Below are 14,854 nucleotides of genomic sequence, written 5' to 3'. Positions count from 1 at the left end.
TTCTTTTTATGCAGCGCAGTCCGGGAAATTCACCACCGTGATTTCCGCCACCGCCTTTTCCACAGTCTGCAAAATATGCTCTATCTTTTCTATCGTATCTGCCGACAGAACGACCTCACCGCACTGTTCACACTTCATACAGGGGACATTTTTGATGACAACGACACAGTTTTTGAGCTGTACGGTATGAATGGTAGTATCAGGCTTCATTTCGCCCTTGCAGAAAAAGCAGGTCATGTTCATCAGTTGTTGCGGCTGCGGCTGTTCATGCCCAGCAGGCGGACGACGTAGAGGAAGATGTTGATGAAATCCAGATACAGGGTCAGTGCGCCGTAGATGGAAGCCTTCTCGGCCAGCTCGGCGTCGCCTGCATAGTAGGCGTAGATCTGGCGGAGCTTCTGGGTATCGTAGGCGGTGAGCAGCATGAACACCACCAGGCCGATGCCGCAGTAGAGCACCGAGGCACCGAAGCCAAAGCCGAAGAGCGCACCCACGAGGCTGGTGACGATCATGGCCACCAGAGCCATCATGAGGCGGGGACCCCAGCCGGTGAGGTCCTTATGGGTGGTGGTGCCATATACAGCCATGAGGCCGAAGTAGACCGCCGTGGCGAGGAAGGCCATGACCAGCGTACCTACCGAGAACATCAGGAAGTAGTAGCTCAGGACCATGCCGTTCAGGATGGCGTATCCGAAGAACGCGGCTCTTGCACCGTCGATGGACATCCTCTGCACCCGGGCGCTGAGCATGAACACCAGTGCCAGCTCACCGATGGTAAGCAGGAAGTAAAGCGAATTGACCAGATAGATAAGGGACGTGGTCGCCGTGATATAGGCCATTGCGAAGGTGACGAGCAGGCCGCCGGCCATCCAGCGGTAGGTGCGGGTCATATAGTCCGATGCGCTCATCGAAGGCTCCGCATAGCCGCGGTCATAGTTGTTGTAATCCATAAGGAATCCTCCATTCAAAATCAGGGCATCGGCCTCGGCCTTGCCCCGGTCTACGAAATATAGTATACTGCATAGAAATGAACGATTCATGAAAAAGGCTGTGATATTTGATGTCCCTCGGACTTTATCTGCATATTCCTTACTGTTTTTCCAAATGCCGGTATTGTGATTTTTACTCCGCCCCCGGCCAGCGCGGCGTCCCCCGGGCCTATGTGGACGCTTTGCTTCGGGAACTCTCCCGGTTTGCGCCGGACGCGCCCCTGCGGCCGGACACCCTTTATTTCGGCGGTGGAACGCCCAGTCTGCTGGACCCGGCAGACGCCGCCCGGCTCATCGCCGCCGCACAGCCCCTGCCCGGAGCCGAGATCACGCTGGAAGCCAACCCTGAGACCGTGCCCGAAGACTCTCTCCGGGCATTCCGGGAGGCGGGCGTCAACCGCATCTCCTTCGGCGTCCAGTCGGCCCGGGACAGCCAGCTCAAGACACTGGGCCGCCCCCACACGGCAAAGCAGGCGCGGGCCGCTTTCGCCGCCGCACGCCGTGCCGGGTTCAAGAACATCAGCGGCGACATCATGCTGGCCCTGCCCCACTATACGCAGGCCGAGTTCGACGAGACGCTGGAGCTGATCGAGGATGGCGGCGCGGCCCACATTTCCGCCTACCTCTTGAAGATCGAGCCCGACTCCGCCTTTGGCCGGACGCCCCCCGAGGGTCTGCCCACCTCCGACGAGGCGGCAGACTTCTACCTCTACGCCGTCGAGCAGCTGGAGCATCATGGCTACCGGCAGTATGAGATCTCCAACTTCGCCCGCCCGGGCTATGAGGGAAAGCACAACCTCATCTACTGGGACTGCGGCGACTATCTGGGCATCGGCCCTGCGGCCCACTCCTGCATGGGCGGCAAACGGTTCTACTACCCCGCCGACACCGAAGCCTTTCTGCGGGACGAGGCCGCGCCCGTCATGGACGGCGGCTGCGGTGCGGAGGATTATCTCATCCTGCAGCTGCGTCTGCGCAAAGGTCTGAGCCTCGACGAATACAAAAAACGCTATGGCAGGGAGCTTTCCACCGCACAGCTGGCCTTTGTGCAAAACTGCGTGAAGAGCGGCTACGCCAGCTTTGACGGCCACACCCTCGCCCTCACGCCCGCCGGGCTCATCGTACAGAACAGCATCCTTGCCGAGCTGCTGTGAGCCTCAGTGAACAGCAAAGCTCATCGCCGCCAGCACAAAAACACCGATGATGCTGGTAATGCGGCTCACCCTCTGCATCGCGTAATACCATTCGGTGGGCTCACCGCCGTACACTTCCAGCCCGTGGCGGAGGTTCCAGAACAGCAGCGGGAACCGGACATCCAGCACAAGGAGCACCACCAGCGCCCCTATCGGCAGCAGGAACGCCACGCTGCCCCGGGTCTCCCGCCGCCCGCCGACGGCCACATTATAGAGCCAGTTACAGCTGGGCCAGAGGTCGGATCTCTGGTATTCGCCGTTGACGATGACGTTCACCTCGTCGGCAAGGCCCCCATCGTCTTCCCGCCACAGGATGGCGTCGCCGGGGTCGCCCAGCGCGGTCCCGGTAAAAATGACCACTCCGTCCTGCTCGATTTTTACGCCCGGGTCGCTCATGCCCTCGGCTTTCGATTCGAGCCGATAGTGCCGCGTCTCTCCGTCCATCGTGAAATCCACTTCCGCACCGTTTTCCGTCTGAGCAACCTGCACGGTGTAGGCGGCATACGCATCTTTGCCCGAAAAGCTGCCGTCGGCCTGACGATACAAAAAGGCATCCCGCAGCCAGACCCCCGGGCGGAGGGCGGCCCAGAGATAGAGCACAGCGAGAAGCAGCGCGGTAAGAACGCAGAGCAGGCAGCTCGTCTTTTTCTCCATGGTCAGGCTCCTTTCGTTTCAGCCCAGTTCGATCACTTTCCATCCCAGCTCCCGGATGGCTTCTTGATCATGGGTCGCCAGCAGGGTGGGCTTTGTGCCGCAGCGTGCCTTGAGCATGGCTGCGGCTTTTTTCATGGCGGCGGGGTCCATGCCGGTGAAGGGCTCATCTAACAGAAGGGTGTCGCTCTCGGCCCAGAGAGCGCGCAGCAAAGCGGTGCGGCGCTTCTGTCCGCCGGAGAGCTTCCGGGCAGGCAGGGCAAGGGCCTCGCCATCCAGTCCTAATTGTATAAGGTCGTCTCGTATCTGCTCTTTGTATTGTGTTTTGACCTTGTACTGTTCTGCGGGCAGCACCAGCGCCACATTCTCTTCGGCGGTCAGCTGGGGGCAGAGCCTGTCTTCCTGAAAGACCGCGCCGACCCGGCCCACGCCCTCCACGCTGCCGGAGGTGGGCGCTTCCAGCCCCATCAGGATGCGGAGCAGGGTCGTCTTGCCCCAACCGCTTGGCGCCCAGAGCACCGCCGGGCCGTCCACAGTAAGAGAGAGGTTTTCGAAGAGGATCTTCTCTCCGAATCGTTTAGACAGGTTCTTTATTTCCAGTTTGTTGTTGGTTTCACTCATTTTTCAGCCCCCTCTTCGCCCAGAACTGCCGCTACCGCTTTATCCAGCAGAGCGAGGAACAGCTTTTCGAATACGGCGCTCAGCAGGATGATGACGAAGGTCCAGGCAAACAACTCCCCGGTGGAAAGGGTAATTTTTGCCCGGTAAAGCGCGTCGCCGATGCTGCCGTCCGGCAGGCCGATGACCTCTGCTGCTACGCCGCTCTTCCAGCAGATGCCCAGCGCCACGCTGCACCCCTGCCGGAACGCGGGCAGCACCGCCGGGAGCCAGACCGCCCGCAGACGCCGCCCCAGAGGCAGACGAAACACCTGCGCCATTTCGAGAAGCTGGCGGTCAGCACTCCCGATGCCGGTGCGCACTGCGCTGTAGAGAACGGGCAGCACCATCAGAAAGCTGATCAGGACGGACAGCGACGAGCCGCTGACCCACACCAGCGCCAGAATGATGAAGCTCGCCACCGGAGTAGCCTTGACCAGCTGCATCACGGGGGCGAGAAGGGCGTCCACCCACTCCCACTTTTCGGCGGCCACCGCCAGAATGGCGCTGGACAGAACGCCCAGCCCGAAGCCCAGCAGGATGCGCCCGGCGCTGAAACCGATGCGCTGCCAGAACTCGGCCTGCGGCAGCAGCTCCACCAGCGTACCGATGGCCTGCACCGGTGAGACAAGAAAGACTTCCTGCCCGATGGCCGCAGCCGCCGCCTGCCAGACGCCCAGCCAGAACACCGACGCCGCTAAGATTTGAATGCGGCGTTTTTTTGTTTTATCCATGTATTTCTTTGCTCCTGTTCGTTTTCTCGCTTTCAGAATATCACATCATGTATGAGAATACAATCCTTCATCTTTTCTTCTCTTGACATGAAGGTCATAAAACACTACACTGGAATAAAGTAATCCTGATTCTACGTGCCTCCGCGCACAGATGGGAGAGATGACCATGCACGATTCCGCTCAGGCCCTCCGGGGCAAAAAGCTCCTTCTGGTGGGGTTCACCCTGTTCTCGATGTTCTTCGGGGCAGGCAACCTCATCTTCCCGCCCTTTCTCGGCGCACAGGCCGGGACGGCGCTCTGGCTCGCTTTTGTGGGCTTTGCCGTCAGCGCCATCGGTCTGCCCATCGCGGGCGTGGCAGCAGTGGCCCGGGCGGGCGGTCTGCCTGCGCTGGCCGGGCGGGTCCATCCCCGCTTCGCACAGGTGTTCGCTGTGCTGGTCTATCTGTCCATCGGACCCTGTCTCGCGATCCCCCGCACGGCCAGCACCTCGTTTGAGATGCTGACGCCGCTGGTGGGGCGGAGCACACCGGGACAGTTCATCTACTCCCTCGTGTTCTTTGCTGCGGCGTACTTCGTGGCCCTCAAGCCCGAAAAGCTGACCCAGCGGCTGGGCCGCATCCTCTGCCCTGCCCTGCTGGTGCTCATCGTGGTGCTGTTCACGGGCTGCATCCTCCGCCCGGCCGCGCCCGGCTACGGCACGCCTGCCGAGGCTTACGCCGCCCTCCCCGCCGCACAGGGCGTGCTGGACGGCTATCAGACCATGGACGCGCTGGCAGCGCTCAACTTCGGCGCGGTCATCGCGCTGAACCTTCAGGCGGTGGGCATCACGGAGGAGTCCGCCGTCCGGCGCGGCACCATCCGGGCCGGGTTCATCGCGGGCGGGATGCTGCTGGTGGTCTACGCCATGCTGACCCACATCGGCGGCATCTCGGGGGCTGCCTTCCCCGGCAGCGACACCGGTGCCGCCGTCCTGACGGCACTGGCCGACGGCCTGTTTGGCCGGGTGGGACAGGTGCTTCTGGCCGCCATCTTCGTCATCGCCTGCTTCAACACCTGTGTCGGCCTCATCGCCAGCGTAGGCGAATACTTCCACGAGCTTCTGCCCCAGCTGCCCTACCCCACCATTGCAGCCTTCTTCGCGCTGATGAGCATGCTGCTGGCGAACATCGGCCTTGCGGGCATCCTGAGCCTTTCCGTCCCGGTGCTGAACGCCATCTACCCCATCGCCATCATCCTCATCGTGGTGGAGTTCCTGCCCGGACGATTCCAGCGGACATCGGTCTGGCGGCTGGGCATCCTCTTCACGGCCATCCAGAGCATCCCTGCCGCCCTGCCCTTCGGCCCCCTCTCCACCTTGATGAACGCTCTGCCCCTGAGCAGCCTCGGCTTTGGCTGGCTGCTGCCGGCCCTCATCGGCATCGGCGCGGGCCTTCTGATGTAAGAAAAACTGCCGCACGGCTGTGCGGCAGTTTTCCTTGTTTCAAAGCTTACTTTGCAGAGTTGCGGATCGCCGCCATGACCTTGCGCAGGACGGACGGCTCGGTGTAGTAGAAGTTATCGTCCGGCAGCTTGCCGCCCACGGCGGCGGGAGAGGCATCGTAGAGCACCTGCAGGTAAGCAGAGATGTCTTTCTTCATCTCCTGACCGTTGCGGTAAACAATGTTGCACTTGGGCAGGGCCTTCTTGGCGATCGCAGCCTTGGCCACCACGCCGACTTCCTCACAGAGGGCGGCGGTGCCGTCGATGTCCTCGTTGGCCGCCTTGACGCTCTTCTGGTAGTCGGTCAGGAAAGCTGCGATGACATTGGGGTTCTGCTTTGCGTACTCGGTGCGCACCACGGTGACGCCGGTGATGAGCTGGGTGTCACAGACCCTGTTCCATTCCCTGGTCAGGTCGAGAACGACGCGGAGGCCGCTGTCCTTCATCTGGGCAGCGGTGACGTAGGGCTGAGGCAGGACGGCGATGGCATCCTTCCTGGCAGCGGCCATCTGGGCCGTGACCTCGGAAGCCTCGCTGTAGTATTCGATCTTCACGTCCTTGTCGGGGTCGAGGCCGTTCTTCTTGAGCAGATAGCGCAGGACGTACTCGGGCGTCGTGCCTTTGCCGGTGGAAAGGATGGTGCGGCCCTTGAGGTCGGCAAAGCTGTGGACGGTATTGCCCTTCTCCACGACGTAGAGGACGCCCAGCGTGTTGACGGCCATGACCTGGATGCCGCCGTTCGTCTTCTGGTAGAGGGTCGCGGCGAGGTTGGCCGGGATCGCGGCCATGTCGAGTTCGCCCTTGATGAGCTTCGGCACGATCTCATCGGCAGCGCCGTAGAGCTGCAGGTCATAGTCGAGGGAAGCCGTGCCGTCCTTCTCCATGCTCAGCAGGTTGACGAGGCCCATGGTGGTGGGGCCTTTCAGGCCGGCGATGCGCACTTTTTTGCTCGTTTTGGCCGATGCGCCGCAGGCCAGCACGCTGATCATCAGCACCAGCGACAGCAGCAGAGATGTCAGTTTTTTCATAGGATTCAGCTCCTCACTTTCATTGGGAGAAATTTTCCCGCAAAAAATTTGCAAAACCATTTGCTTTACGCCCTCAAGTTTACTATAATAAGAGAAAAAATACCGTTGCACACGCAACGGAATCGCAGAAGGGCGGTGAGGGCCCGGGGAAAACCTCACGGAATGGGTATGGAAAATTATCTTCCGCTGTTACAATCCACCTCTCTGTTCGCCGGGCTGGAAGCCGAAGCGCTCCGGGTCCTGCTGGGCGAAGTGGGGGCCGTATTGCGCACCTACAGCCGGGGCGAGACCCTCGTGCTGGCCGGACAGCCGAACCGCCGGGTGGGCGTGGTGCTCTCCGGTGCCATCGAGGCCTATCATTCCGCCGCCAGCGGGGCGCGTCTGCCCATCAGCCAGATGGGGCCGGGCGGTGTGTTCGGCGACGTGCTGGGCGGCTCGAGCCTTTCCAGCCCGGTGACGGTGGTGGCCTCGGCCCCCTGCGAGGTGCTGCTGGTGCCTTACGAGAAGCTTCTGCTGCCCGGGGCCGACCCGGCCCGCCAGCGGGTGCTGCAGAATCTTGTGCGCACCATCAGCGACAAATACCTCCTGCTCTCCCGCCGGGTAGACCTGCTGCTGCTCAAGAGCCTGCGGGCCAAGGTGTGCGCCTACCTGCTCAGTGAGGCCGAGGTACATCACAGCCTCACCTTCACCGTCCCCTACTCCCGCATCCGGCTGGCCGACTACCTCAACTGCGACCGCAGCGCCCTCTCCCGGGAGCTGAGCCTGATGCAGCGGGACGGCCTGCTCGAGACCTATAAGAGCAGCTTCAAGCTGCTGGAACCGGACGCGCTGCGGCGCATGGTGCTGTAACAGCTTCTCCCTTTGGGAGAGCCTTATATAGAAGGAGAACTTCATCATGTCCAAACCGATTTTATGGATCGTCATTCCCTGCTACAACGAAGAACGGGTGCTGCCCATCACGGCCCCCATGTTCCTGAAAAAGATAAACGACCTCGCCGCAGCGGGCCTTATCAGCGAGAAGAGCCGGGTGCTCTTCGTCAACGACGGCTCCCGCGACGCCACCTGGTCCCTCATCCAGAAGTTCGCCTCTGAGGATGAGCACTTCATCGGCATCTCCCAGAGCCGGAACCGCGGCCACCAGAACGCCGTGCTGGCCGGGCTGATGGAGGCGCTCCACAGCGGCAGCTGCGACATCACCATCTCCATCGACTGCGATGGTCAGGACGACATCAACGCCATGGATGAGATGGTCAAAAAGTATCTGGACGGCGCCGAGGTAGTCTACGGCGTGCGCAGCCGCCGGGACACCGACACCTTCTTCAAGCGGTTCACCGCCGAGGGCTTCTACCATGTGATGAACGCGCTGGGCGCGGACATCGTCTTCAACCACGCCGACTACCGGCTCATCAGCACCCGGGTGCTGGAGAGCTTCGCCGACTACCGCGAGGTGAACATCTTCCTGCGGGGCATGGTGCCGCTGGTGGGCTACCCCAGCGACACCGTCTACTACGAGCGCCACGAGCGTCTGGCCGGCGAGAGCCACTATCCCCTCAGCAAGATGCTGGCCCTCGCCTTCGACGGCATCACCAGCCTGTCGAACAAGCCCATCCGCCTCATCACCGGCGCAGGCATCGTGGTCAGCCTCATCAGCTTCATCGGCGTCATCTGGGCCATCGTGCAGGCTGTTCTGGGCAGCGCCGTGGCGGGCTGGGCCTCCACCATCTGCATCGTCTGCTTCATGAGCGGCGTCCAGCTGGTGTGTCTGGGCGTCATCGGCGAATACGTCGGCAAAATCTATATGGAGACCAAGGCCCGCCCCCGCTACATCATCAGCGAGCGCACATGGGCTCCCTACGAAAGGAAGTATCACGGATGAGCAAACAGAGCTGGAAAGGCAGCACCCTCTTGAACCCGGAGCCGCCGGTGCTGGTCTCCTGCGGCGGGCTGGATAAGCCCAACCTCATCACCATCGGCTGGACCGGCACCATCTGCACCCAGCCCAGCATGGTGTCCATCAGCGTCCGCCCCGAGCGGTACAGCCACCACCTCATCAGGGAGAGCGGCCAGTTTGCCATCAACCTGCCCACCGAGGCACTGGTGAAGTCGGTGGACTGGTGCGGCGTCAGGAGCGGCCGGGACTTCGATAAATTCGCGGCCTGCAAACTCCATTCTGCCCCCGGCTCGGTGCTGACAGACTGCCCCATCCTCGAAGAAAGCCCCGTCAACCTCGAGTGCAGGGTCACGCAGGTCATCCCGCTGGGCAGCCACGACCTCTTTCTCGCCGAAGTAGTGGCCTGCGACGTGGACGAGAGCCTGCTGGACGAGAACGGTAAGCTCTGCCTCGACAAGGCCAGGCTCATCGTCTACAGCCACGGCGAATATCTGGCTCTGGGCAAAAAGCTGGGGACCTTCGGCTATAGCGTGCGGAAGAAAAAAACACGGCGGAAATAACTTCCCCGTGCTTGACAATTCGCGTAAAACAAACTATACTAAAAATAGAAAAGGCACTGCGACAAGCGGTCAGCCTCATTCAAGAACTATGGCTCAAAAATTGAACCGTCGCCTTTGCCGAGGTGGCGGTTCAGCGTTTTTTCACGATAATGGTGATCGTAAACTCACCAATATGGAAAGTAATCCGCATTGCCTCACCCCCTTTCGGGAAGTGTAAGCCAACCGCCTGCCGTATGTGCAGTGCCTTACCGCCAAAGCAGCAAAATCAGTATAACACAGTTTTCGACAATCTGCAATCACAAAAGCCGCAGGATGCATTGCGCATCCCGCGGCTTCGATTTTATTTCAGCAGATCACTCAGACATCTGACCGTCCGGCCGTGATAGCCCGTGACCGTCTCGGCATGGAGCAGACTGCTCAGCACACTTTCCTCCACGCACTCGGCCACCGCCCGGAACAGCGGATTGATGGCGTCGTCGTGGACCATCCCCATCGGCAGAACGGCCTTTTCGGAGTAGTGCGGCACCCGGTTGGCGGTGGTGAAGGCAATGACGATCTCGCCGGAGCCGTTGCCGCAGAAAGAGCCGGTGCGGGACAGGCCCACCAGCGCCCGGTGGCAGAGCCGCCGCAGCTGACGCTCACTCAAGGGGATGTCCGTCGCCAGCACCGTGATGATGGAGCCCTTGTCCTCGTGGGGCGGGATGTGGGCGTCCAGCAGGCTCTGGATGGGGGTGCCTGCCACTACGAGGTCATCGAAGACGGCGTGGTTGGAGAGCACCAGCGCACCGATGGTGTACGGTTTTCCGTCCAGCTCCACCACACGGGAGGCCGAGCCGATGCCGCCCTTCAGGCCGTGGCAGCGCATTCCCCGGCCCGCGCCCACAGCGCCCTCGGCGAAATCGGCGCGGCAGTCGGCCAGCGCGGCCCGCACATTTTCTTCTGTGACGTGGAGGCCCCGGATGTCGTTGAGGCCGCTGTCGTTGCACTCGCAGACCACCGGGTTGACGCTGCCGGTGGTCTCGCAGATGTCGGGGTTCTTATCCAGCATATACTTCACCAGCGCTGTCTCCACAGTGCCTACGCTGAGGGTATTGGTGAAGAGGATGGGCGTTTCCAGCGTCCCCAGCTCGTCGATCTGGACAAGGCCGGTGGTCTTGCCGAAGCCGTTGATGACATGGCTGGCCGCCATCACTTTATCGTGAAAAATATCGCCCTGATGGGGCAGCAGCGCGGTCACGCCGGTCTGGACGTCGCCGTCCGCCAGTGTGCAGTGGCCCACCGTCACGCCCGGCACATCGCTTATCTTGTCCAGCGGCCCGCAGGGCAGTTTGCCTACCCGGATGCCCCGGCTCTTCCATTTTGCTTCGATTCCCATAAGTATCCTCCTTGCAAAAATGCTCCCTCCTCACCAGACGGAGAGGGCTGATTTTATTCTTCCTCGTGCTCCACCTTGCTGATAGCGCCCAGGTCGTAGGGCGTATTCTGGTAGACGTAGTAGTTCAGCCAGTTCTCATACAGCAGGTGTGCGTGAGCACGCCAGCGGAAGAGAGGCGGCTGCTCGGGGTCGTCGTTGGGGTAATAGTTCTTTGGCACCGCGATGGGCAGGCCCTTGCCGACATCCCGCTTGTACTCGGCGTCCAGCGTGTACTTGTCGTACTCCGGGTGGCCGGTGACGAAGATCTGTCGTCCATTCTCGGTGCTCATCAGGAAGGGGCCGGCCTCGTCGCTCTCGGCGAGGATGCGCAGAGCCTTGCAGTTCAGCACGTCCTCCCGGCTGATGCCGGTGTGGCGGCTGTGAGGGGCGTAGAACACCTCATCGAAGCCGCGCACCAGCGGGTTCGAGGGACGGGTGACTTTATGCTCGAAGACGCCGAACATCTTCTGGTCGAGAAGCTGCTTGCGGATGCCATAGTGATAATAAAGCCCCGCCTGTGCGCCCCAGCAGACATGAAGGGTGGAGTAGACGTTCGTCTCACTGAAGTCCATGATCTCGCACAGCTCCTGCCAGTAGTCCACCTGTTCGAAGTCGATCTTCTCCACAGGCGCACCGGTGATGATCATGCCGTCGTAGCGGTTGTTCTTCACCTCGTCAAAGGTCTTATAAAACGCCTCGAGGTGGGCCGCAGAGACATGGGTCGCCGCATGGCTGGCCGTCTGCAGCAGGGTCATGTGGACCTGAATGGGCGTATTGGCCAGCAGGCGGGCGATCTGGGTCTCGGTGGCGATCTTGGTCGGCATGAGGTTCAGGATGAGGATCTCCAGCGGACGGATGTGCTGGGAAAGCGCCCGTTCCCGGTGCATGACGAAGACGTTTTCCTCGTAGAGGGCATCGTAGGCGGGAAGAGTCTTGGGGATGATCAGCGGCATAGCATCGTTGCTCCTTTTGACGGTTTTAGCGGGAAGTTTTTATCTGCATCCGGAGACGCTTTTTTCACGGGAAGGGGCCGAAACCGGCAGATGGCGCTGACCGTGTTTCTTAAATCTTATCCAGCGCCTGTGCAATATCGGCGATGAGGTCTTCGCTGCTCTCGAGGCCGCAGCTCATCCGCACCAGCTCAGCAGGCACACCGGCAGCGGCCAGCTGCTCGTCGTTCATCTGGCGATGGGTGCTGGAAGCCGGGTTCAGGCAGCAGGTGCGGGCATCGGCAACGTGGGTCTCAATGGCGGCAAGCTTCAGCTCCTTCATAAAGGTGCTGGCGGCTTCGCGGCCGCCGGCCAGGCCGAAGGAAACGACGCCGCAGCTGCCGTTCGGCAGATACTTCTCGGCCAGTGCATGGTAGGGGCTGGACTCGAGGCCGCAGTAGTTGACGTAAGCCACTTTCGGGTGAGCCTCAAGGAACTTTGCAACGGCCATGCCGTTGGCGCAGTGGCGCTGCATCCGGACGTGGAGGCTCTCAAGGCCGAGGTTCAGCATATAGGCGTTCATGGGGGACTGCATCGAGCCGAAGTCGCGCATGAGCTGTGCGGTGGCCTTGGTGATGAAAGCACCCTCTTTGCCGAAGCGCTCCGCGTAGGTGATGCCATGATAGCTCTCATCGGGAGTACACAGGCCGGGGAACTTCTCGGCGTGGGCCATCCAGTCGAACTTGCCGCCGTCCACGATGGCACCGCCCAGCACAGCGCCATGGCCGTCCATGTACTTGGTGGTGGAGTGGGTCACGATGTCGGCGCCCCACTCGAAGGGGCGGCAGTTGACCGGCGTGGGGAAGGTGTTGTCCACGATGAGCGGTACGCCGTGGGCGTGTGCGGCCTTGGCGAACTTTTCGATGTCCAGCACGGTGAGGGCAGGGTTGGCGATGGTCTCACCAAACACGACCTTGGTGTTGGGCTGGAACGCGGCATCCAGCTCTTCCTCGCTGCACAGCGGGTCCACGAAGGTGGCGGTAATGCCCATCTTCTTCATGGTGACGGAGATGAGGTTGAAGGTGCCGCCGTAGATGGTGCTGGATGCCACGATGTGGTCGCCTGCCTCGCAGATATTGAACAGTGCAAAGAAGTTGGCGGCCTGACCGCTGGACGTCAGCATGGCGGCGGTGCCGCCTTCCAGCTCGCAGATCTTTTTCGCCACCATATCGCAGGTGGGGTTCTGCAGGCGGGAGTAGAAGTAGCCGTCGGCCTCGAGGTCGAACAGCTTGCCCATGTCCTCGCTGGTAGCGCACTTGAACGTAGTGGACTGGATGATGGGGATCTGGCGGGGTTCGCCGTTGCCGGGGGTGTAGCCGCCCTGCACGCAGATGGTATCACGGTTCATTGCAACATACTCCTTTACTGGGTTTGTCTGTATAGCACAATTCCCCGCAGGAGCATGAGCCTCCTGCGGGGAATCGAAACGTTAAATTTTAGTTCCCGTTCAGGGGCTTAGACTGGAACTCCTTCCGTCAAAGCCTGTCGGCTTTGCCACCTCCCTCAAAGAGGGAGGCTTTGGCAATACCGGAAAGTTTTCCTCTTTGCCAGAGGCTCCCTCTCCGAGGGAGCTGGCGCACGAAGTGCGACTGAAGGAGTTACTTTCTCAGCCGCTTATCGCTCCTGGTCGCCCAGAAGGTACCGACGGTCTGGAACACCTGCACCATGAGCACCAGCAGCACGACGCAGACGATCATGATGTTGGTCTGGTAGCGGTAGTAGCCGTAGGACAGAGCGATCTTGCCCAGACCGCCGCCGCCGATGACGCCGGACATGGCCGAGTAGCCGAGAATGGTCGTCAGGGCAGTGGTCATGCTGGAAATGAGGCCGGGCAGACACTCGGGGATCATGACCTTGGTGATGATCTGGAAGGGAGTCGCGCCCATGCTCTGGGCAGCTTCCACGACGCCCTCGTCCAGCTCACGCAGACTGGTCTCCACCAGACGGGCCACGAAGGGGAAGGCCGCGACCACCAGCGGAACGATGGTGGCCTTGGTGCCGACGGTGGTGCCCACAATGGCACGGGTCAGCGGGAAGACGCAGATCATCAAAATCAGGAACGGCACGCTGCGCAGAATGTTGATGACGATGTTCAGAATGTGCATCAGCCAGCCCGGCAGGGGCAGGACGCCGTCCTTATCGCCAGCCACCAGCAGAACGCCCAGCGGCAGGCCCAGAACCAGAGAAAATGCCGTGGAGAGGACGGTCACGTAGAACGTCTCCCAAATGGCGAAGCCATAATCTGCAAAGCTCATTCTCCGGTCACCTCCTCAACGGTCACACCATTCTGGCTGCGCATATAGGCCGCAGCCTGCTTTGCCTGTTCGGTATCACGGGGAAGTTTGAGCAGCATGGAGCCGTAGCACTGGCCGCTCAGATCGCGGGTGTCGGCGCTGAGCACAGACACGAGGATGCCCTTCTCCGCAGCAAGGCTCGCCACCAGCGGCTTTGCGGCGGACGAACCATTGAACGTAACACGGACCACGTGATCGTCGGGCGCAAAGCTCGAGAGGTCGCGGGCTGCGCTGCCGCCGTTGGGGGCGACGAGGCGCCTGGCCGCAGCCGTCTTGGGATTCGCGAAGATCTCGCGCACCTCACCCTGCTCCACGACCACGCCGCCGTCCAGAATGGCGACGGAGTCGCAGATCTCTTCCACAACGCTCATCTGGTGGGTGATGACCACCACGGTGATGCCCAGCTTCTTGTTGATGTCCTTGATGAGGGTCAGGATGGCGTGGGTCGTGTTGGGATCCAGCGCACTGGTGGCCTCATCGCAGAGCAGGACTTTGGGGTTGGTAGCCAGCGCACGGGCAATGGCGATGCGCTGCTTCTGGCCGCCGGAGAGCTGGGCCGGGTAGGCATTGGCCTTATCGGGCAGGCCCACCATTTCCAGCAGCTCCCTGGCGCGCTTTTCGGCATCGGCCTTCTTCACGCCCGCAAGCTCCATCGGGAAGCAGATATTCTTCAGGCAGCTGCGCTGCATCAGCAGATTGAACTGCTGGAAGATCATGGTGATGTCGCGGCGGCGCTCACGCAGGGCTGCGGGAGACAGGGTCTCCATCGCGGTGCCGTCGATGACGACACTGCCCTCGGTGGGGCGCTCCAGCAGGTTGATGCAGCGCACCAGCGTGGATTTGCCCGCGCCCGACATACCGATGATGCCGTAGATGGAGCCATCGGGGATGGTCAGGTCGATGTTCTTCAGCGCATTCACCGCGCCGTCCTTCATCTGGAAGGTCTTGGAAAGGTGTTTGATCTCGATCACGATT

General features: G+C 61.3%; 16 protein-coding genes. 5 read left to right on the top strand and 11 right to left on the bottom strand.

The genetic code is table 11. The features are described from left to right. Positions 1 to 6 precede the first annotated feature (6 nt). Together F3G95_RS14075 and F3G95_RS10505 are read right to left on the bottom strand one after the other, a co-directional pair. Positions 7 to 237, bottom strand: a complete 231-nt coding sequence (locus tag F3G95_RS14075) for a type II toxin-antitoxin system MqsA family antitoxin (protein WP_015565906.1) — start codon at positions 235 to 237, stop codon at positions 7 to 9. Positions 238 to 242: 5 nt separating this feature from the next. After that, positions 243 to 950, bottom strand: coding sequence for a Bax inhibitor-1/YccA family protein (locus F3G95_RS10505; RefSeq protein WP_149794881.1), 708 nt, complete (start codon positions 948 to 950; stop codon positions 243 to 245). 110 nt (positions 951 to 1,060) lie between these two features. On the opposite strand from F3G95_RS10505, the gene hemW reads away from it, so the two are divergent. Continuing rightward, positions 1,061 to 2,143 (top strand): radical SAM family heme chaperone HemW, encoded by a 1,083-nt coding sequence (gene hemW, locus F3G95_RS10500; RefSeq protein WP_149794880.1) that lies wholly within the window; start codon positions 1,061 to 1,063, stop codon positions 2,141 to 2,143. A 3-nt stretch (positions 2,144 to 2,146) separates the two neighbouring features. Here the strand turns inward: hemW and F3G95_RS10495 are convergent, their stop codons facing one another. Genes F3G95_RS10495 through F3G95_RS10485 form a run of 3 tightly spaced genes read right to left on the bottom strand, consistent with a single transcriptional unit; the run spans position 2,147 to position 4,224 of the window. After that, positions 2,147 to 2,836: a hypothetical protein gene (locus F3G95_RS10495; protein WP_149794879.1), complete on the bottom strand. Its 690-nt coding sequence runs from the start codon at positions 2,834 to 2,836 to the stop codon at positions 2,147 to 2,149. 18 nt (positions 2,837 to 2,854) lie between these two features. Further along, positions 2,855 to 3,454, bottom strand: coding sequence for an ATP-binding cassette domain-containing protein (locus F3G95_RS10490; RefSeq protein ID WP_149794878.1), 600 nt, complete (start codon positions 3,452 to 3,454; stop codon positions 2,855 to 2,857). Next, positions 3,451 to 4,224 (bottom strand): ABC transporter permease subunit, encoded by a 774-nt coding sequence (locus F3G95_RS10485; protein ID WP_149794877.1) that lies wholly within the window; start codon positions 4,222 to 4,224, stop codon positions 3,451 to 3,453. Before F3G95_RS10485 ends, F3G95_RS10490 begins: the two co-directional genes overlap by 4 nt. A gap of 166 nt (positions 4,225 to 4,390) precedes the next feature. On the opposite strand from F3G95_RS10485, the gene brnQ reads away from it, so the two are divergent. Next, positions 4,391 to 5,665, top strand: coding sequence for a branched-chain amino acid transport system II carrier protein (gene brnQ, locus F3G95_RS10480; protein WP_149794899.1), 1,275 nt, complete (start codon positions 4,391 to 4,393; stop codon positions 5,663 to 5,665). A gap of 46 nt (positions 5,666 to 5,711) precedes the next feature. Here the strand turns inward: brnQ and F3G95_RS10475 are convergent, their stop codons facing one another. Further along, positions 5,712 to 6,731: an ABC transporter substrate-binding protein gene (locus F3G95_RS10475; protein ID WP_149794876.1), complete on the bottom strand. Its 1,020-nt coding sequence runs from the start codon at positions 6,729 to 6,731 to the stop codon at positions 5,712 to 5,714. A gap of 162 nt (positions 6,732 to 6,893) precedes the next feature. On the opposite strand from F3G95_RS10475, the gene F3G95_RS10470 reads away from it, so the two are divergent. The 3 genes from F3G95_RS10470 to F3G95_RS10460 are packed head-to-tail and all read left to right on the top strand — an operon-like array spanning position 6,894 to position 9,182. Next, positions 6,894 to 7,580: a Crp/Fnr family transcriptional regulator gene (locus F3G95_RS10470; RefSeq protein WP_243120095.1), complete on the top strand. Its 687-nt coding sequence runs from the start codon at positions 6,894 to 6,896 to the stop codon at positions 7,578 to 7,580. Between the two features lie 46 nt (positions 7,581 to 7,626). After that, entirely contained in the window at positions 7,627 to 8,607 is a 981-nt protein-coding gene (locus F3G95_RS10465) for a glycosyltransferase family 2 protein (RefSeq protein ID WP_149794874.1), read from the top strand. Beyond that, complete coding sequence (locus F3G95_RS10460) at positions 8,604 to 9,182, top strand: flavin reductase family protein (RefSeq protein WP_149794873.1); 579 nt, start codon at positions 8,604 to 8,606, stop codon at positions 9,180 to 9,182. Before F3G95_RS10465 ends, F3G95_RS10460 begins: the two co-directional genes overlap by 4 nt. A 340-nt stretch (positions 9,183 to 9,522) precedes the next feature. Here F3G95_RS10460 and F3G95_RS10455 read toward each other — a convergent pair whose 3' ends face one another. From F3G95_RS10455 to F3G95_RS10435, 5 genes are all read right to left on the bottom strand, one after another. Next, positions 9,523 to 10,557 carry a P1 family peptidase gene (locus F3G95_RS10455; protein WP_149794872.1) on the bottom strand — a complete coding sequence of 345 codons (1,035 nt, stop codon included), beginning with the start codon at positions 10,555 to 10,557 and terminating at the stop codon, positions 9,523 to 9,525. Between the two features lie 53 nt (positions 10,558 to 10,610). Further along, a complete protein-coding gene (metA, locus tag F3G95_RS10450) occupies positions 10,611 to 11,549 on the bottom strand; it encodes a homoserine O-succinyltransferase (protein ID WP_149794871.1) in 939 nt (312 codons plus the stop codon). Positions 11,550 to 11,658: 109 nt separating this feature from the next. Continuing rightward, a complete protein-coding gene (locus F3G95_RS10445; RefSeq protein ID WP_149794870.1) occupies positions 11,659 to 12,933 on the bottom strand; it encodes an O-acetylhomoserine aminocarboxypropyltransferase/cysteine synthase family protein in 1,275 nt (424 codons plus the stop codon). Between the two features lie 250 nt (positions 12,934 to 13,183). Next, positions 13,184 to 13,840, bottom strand: a complete 657-nt coding sequence (locus tag F3G95_RS10440; protein WP_015565892.1) for a methionine ABC transporter permease — start codon at positions 13,838 to 13,840, stop codon at positions 13,184 to 13,186. After that, entirely contained in the window at positions 13,837 to 14,850 is a 1,014-nt protein-coding gene (locus F3G95_RS10435) for an ATP-binding cassette domain-containing protein (protein WP_149794869.1), read from the bottom strand. The genes F3G95_RS10440 and F3G95_RS10435 overlap by 4 nt, the downstream gene beginning before the upstream one ends. Positions 14,851 to 14,854 lie beyond the last annotated feature (4 nt).

This window comes from Faecalibacterium sp. Marseille-P9312, assembly GCF_902497445.1.
Classification (GTDB): Bacteria; Bacillota; Clostridia; order Oscillospirales; family Ruminococcaceae; genus Faecalibacterium; species Faecalibacterium longum.
Note: the sequence above shows the minus strand (reverse complement) of the source record. Positions and strands in the feature narration are given on the sequence as shown.

Excerpts from the sequence above, each read along its gene's own strand:
- F3G95_RS14075 (WP_015565906.1), bottom strand. The coding sequence starts at position 237 with ATGACCTGCTTTTTCTGCAAGGGCGAAATGAAGCCTGATACTACCATT.
- F3G95_RS10505 (WP_149794881.1), bottom strand. The coding sequence starts at position 950 with ATGGATTACAACAACTATGACCGCGGCTATGCGGAGCCTTCGATGAGC.
- hemW (WP_149794880.1), top strand. The coding sequence starts at position 1,061 with ATGTCCCTCGGACTTTATCTGCATATTCCTTACTGTTTTTCCAAATGC.
- F3G95_RS10495 (WP_149794879.1), bottom strand. The coding sequence starts at position 2,836 with ATGGAGAAAAAGACGAGCTGCCTGCTCTGCGTTCTTACCGCGCTGCTT.
- F3G95_RS10490 (WP_149794878.1), bottom strand. The coding sequence starts at position 3,454 with ATGAGTGAAACCAACAACAAACTGGAAATAAAGAACCTGTCTAAACGA.
- F3G95_RS10485 (WP_149794877.1), bottom strand. The coding sequence starts at position 4,224 with ATGGATAAAACAAAAAAACGCCGCATTCAAATCTTAGCGGCGTCGGTG.
- brnQ (WP_149794899.1), top strand. The coding sequence starts at position 4,391 with ATGCACGATTCCGCTCAGGCCCTCCGGGGCAAAAAGCTCCTTCTGGTG.
- F3G95_RS10475 (WP_149794876.1), bottom strand. The coding sequence starts at position 6,731 with ATGAAAAAACTGACATCTCTGCTGCTGTCGCTGGTGCTGATGATCAGC.
- F3G95_RS10470 (WP_243120095.1), top strand. The coding sequence starts at position 6,894 with ATGGGTATGGAAAATTATCTTCCGCTGTTACAATCCACCTCTCTGTTC.
- F3G95_RS10465 (WP_149794874.1), top strand. The coding sequence starts at position 7,627 with ATGTCCAAACCGATTTTATGGATCGTCATTCCCTGCTACAACGAAGAA.
- F3G95_RS10460 (WP_149794873.1), top strand. The coding sequence starts at position 8,604 with ATGAGCAAACAGAGCTGGAAAGGCAGCACCCTCTTGAACCCGGAGCCG.
- F3G95_RS10455 (WP_149794872.1), bottom strand. The coding sequence starts at position 10,557 with ATGGGAATCGAAGCAAAATGGAAGAGCCGGGGCATCCGGGTAGGCAAA.
- metA (WP_149794871.1), bottom strand. The coding sequence starts at position 11,549 with ATGCCGCTGATCATCCCCAAGACTCTTCCCGCCTACGATGCCCTCTAC.
- F3G95_RS10445 (WP_149794870.1), bottom strand. The coding sequence starts at position 12,933 with ATGAACCGTGATACCATCTGCGTGCAGGGCGGCTACACCCCCGGCAAC.
- F3G95_RS10440 (WP_015565892.1), bottom strand. The coding sequence starts at position 13,840 with ATGAGCTTTGCAGATTATGGCTTCGCCATTTGGGAGACGTTCTACGTG.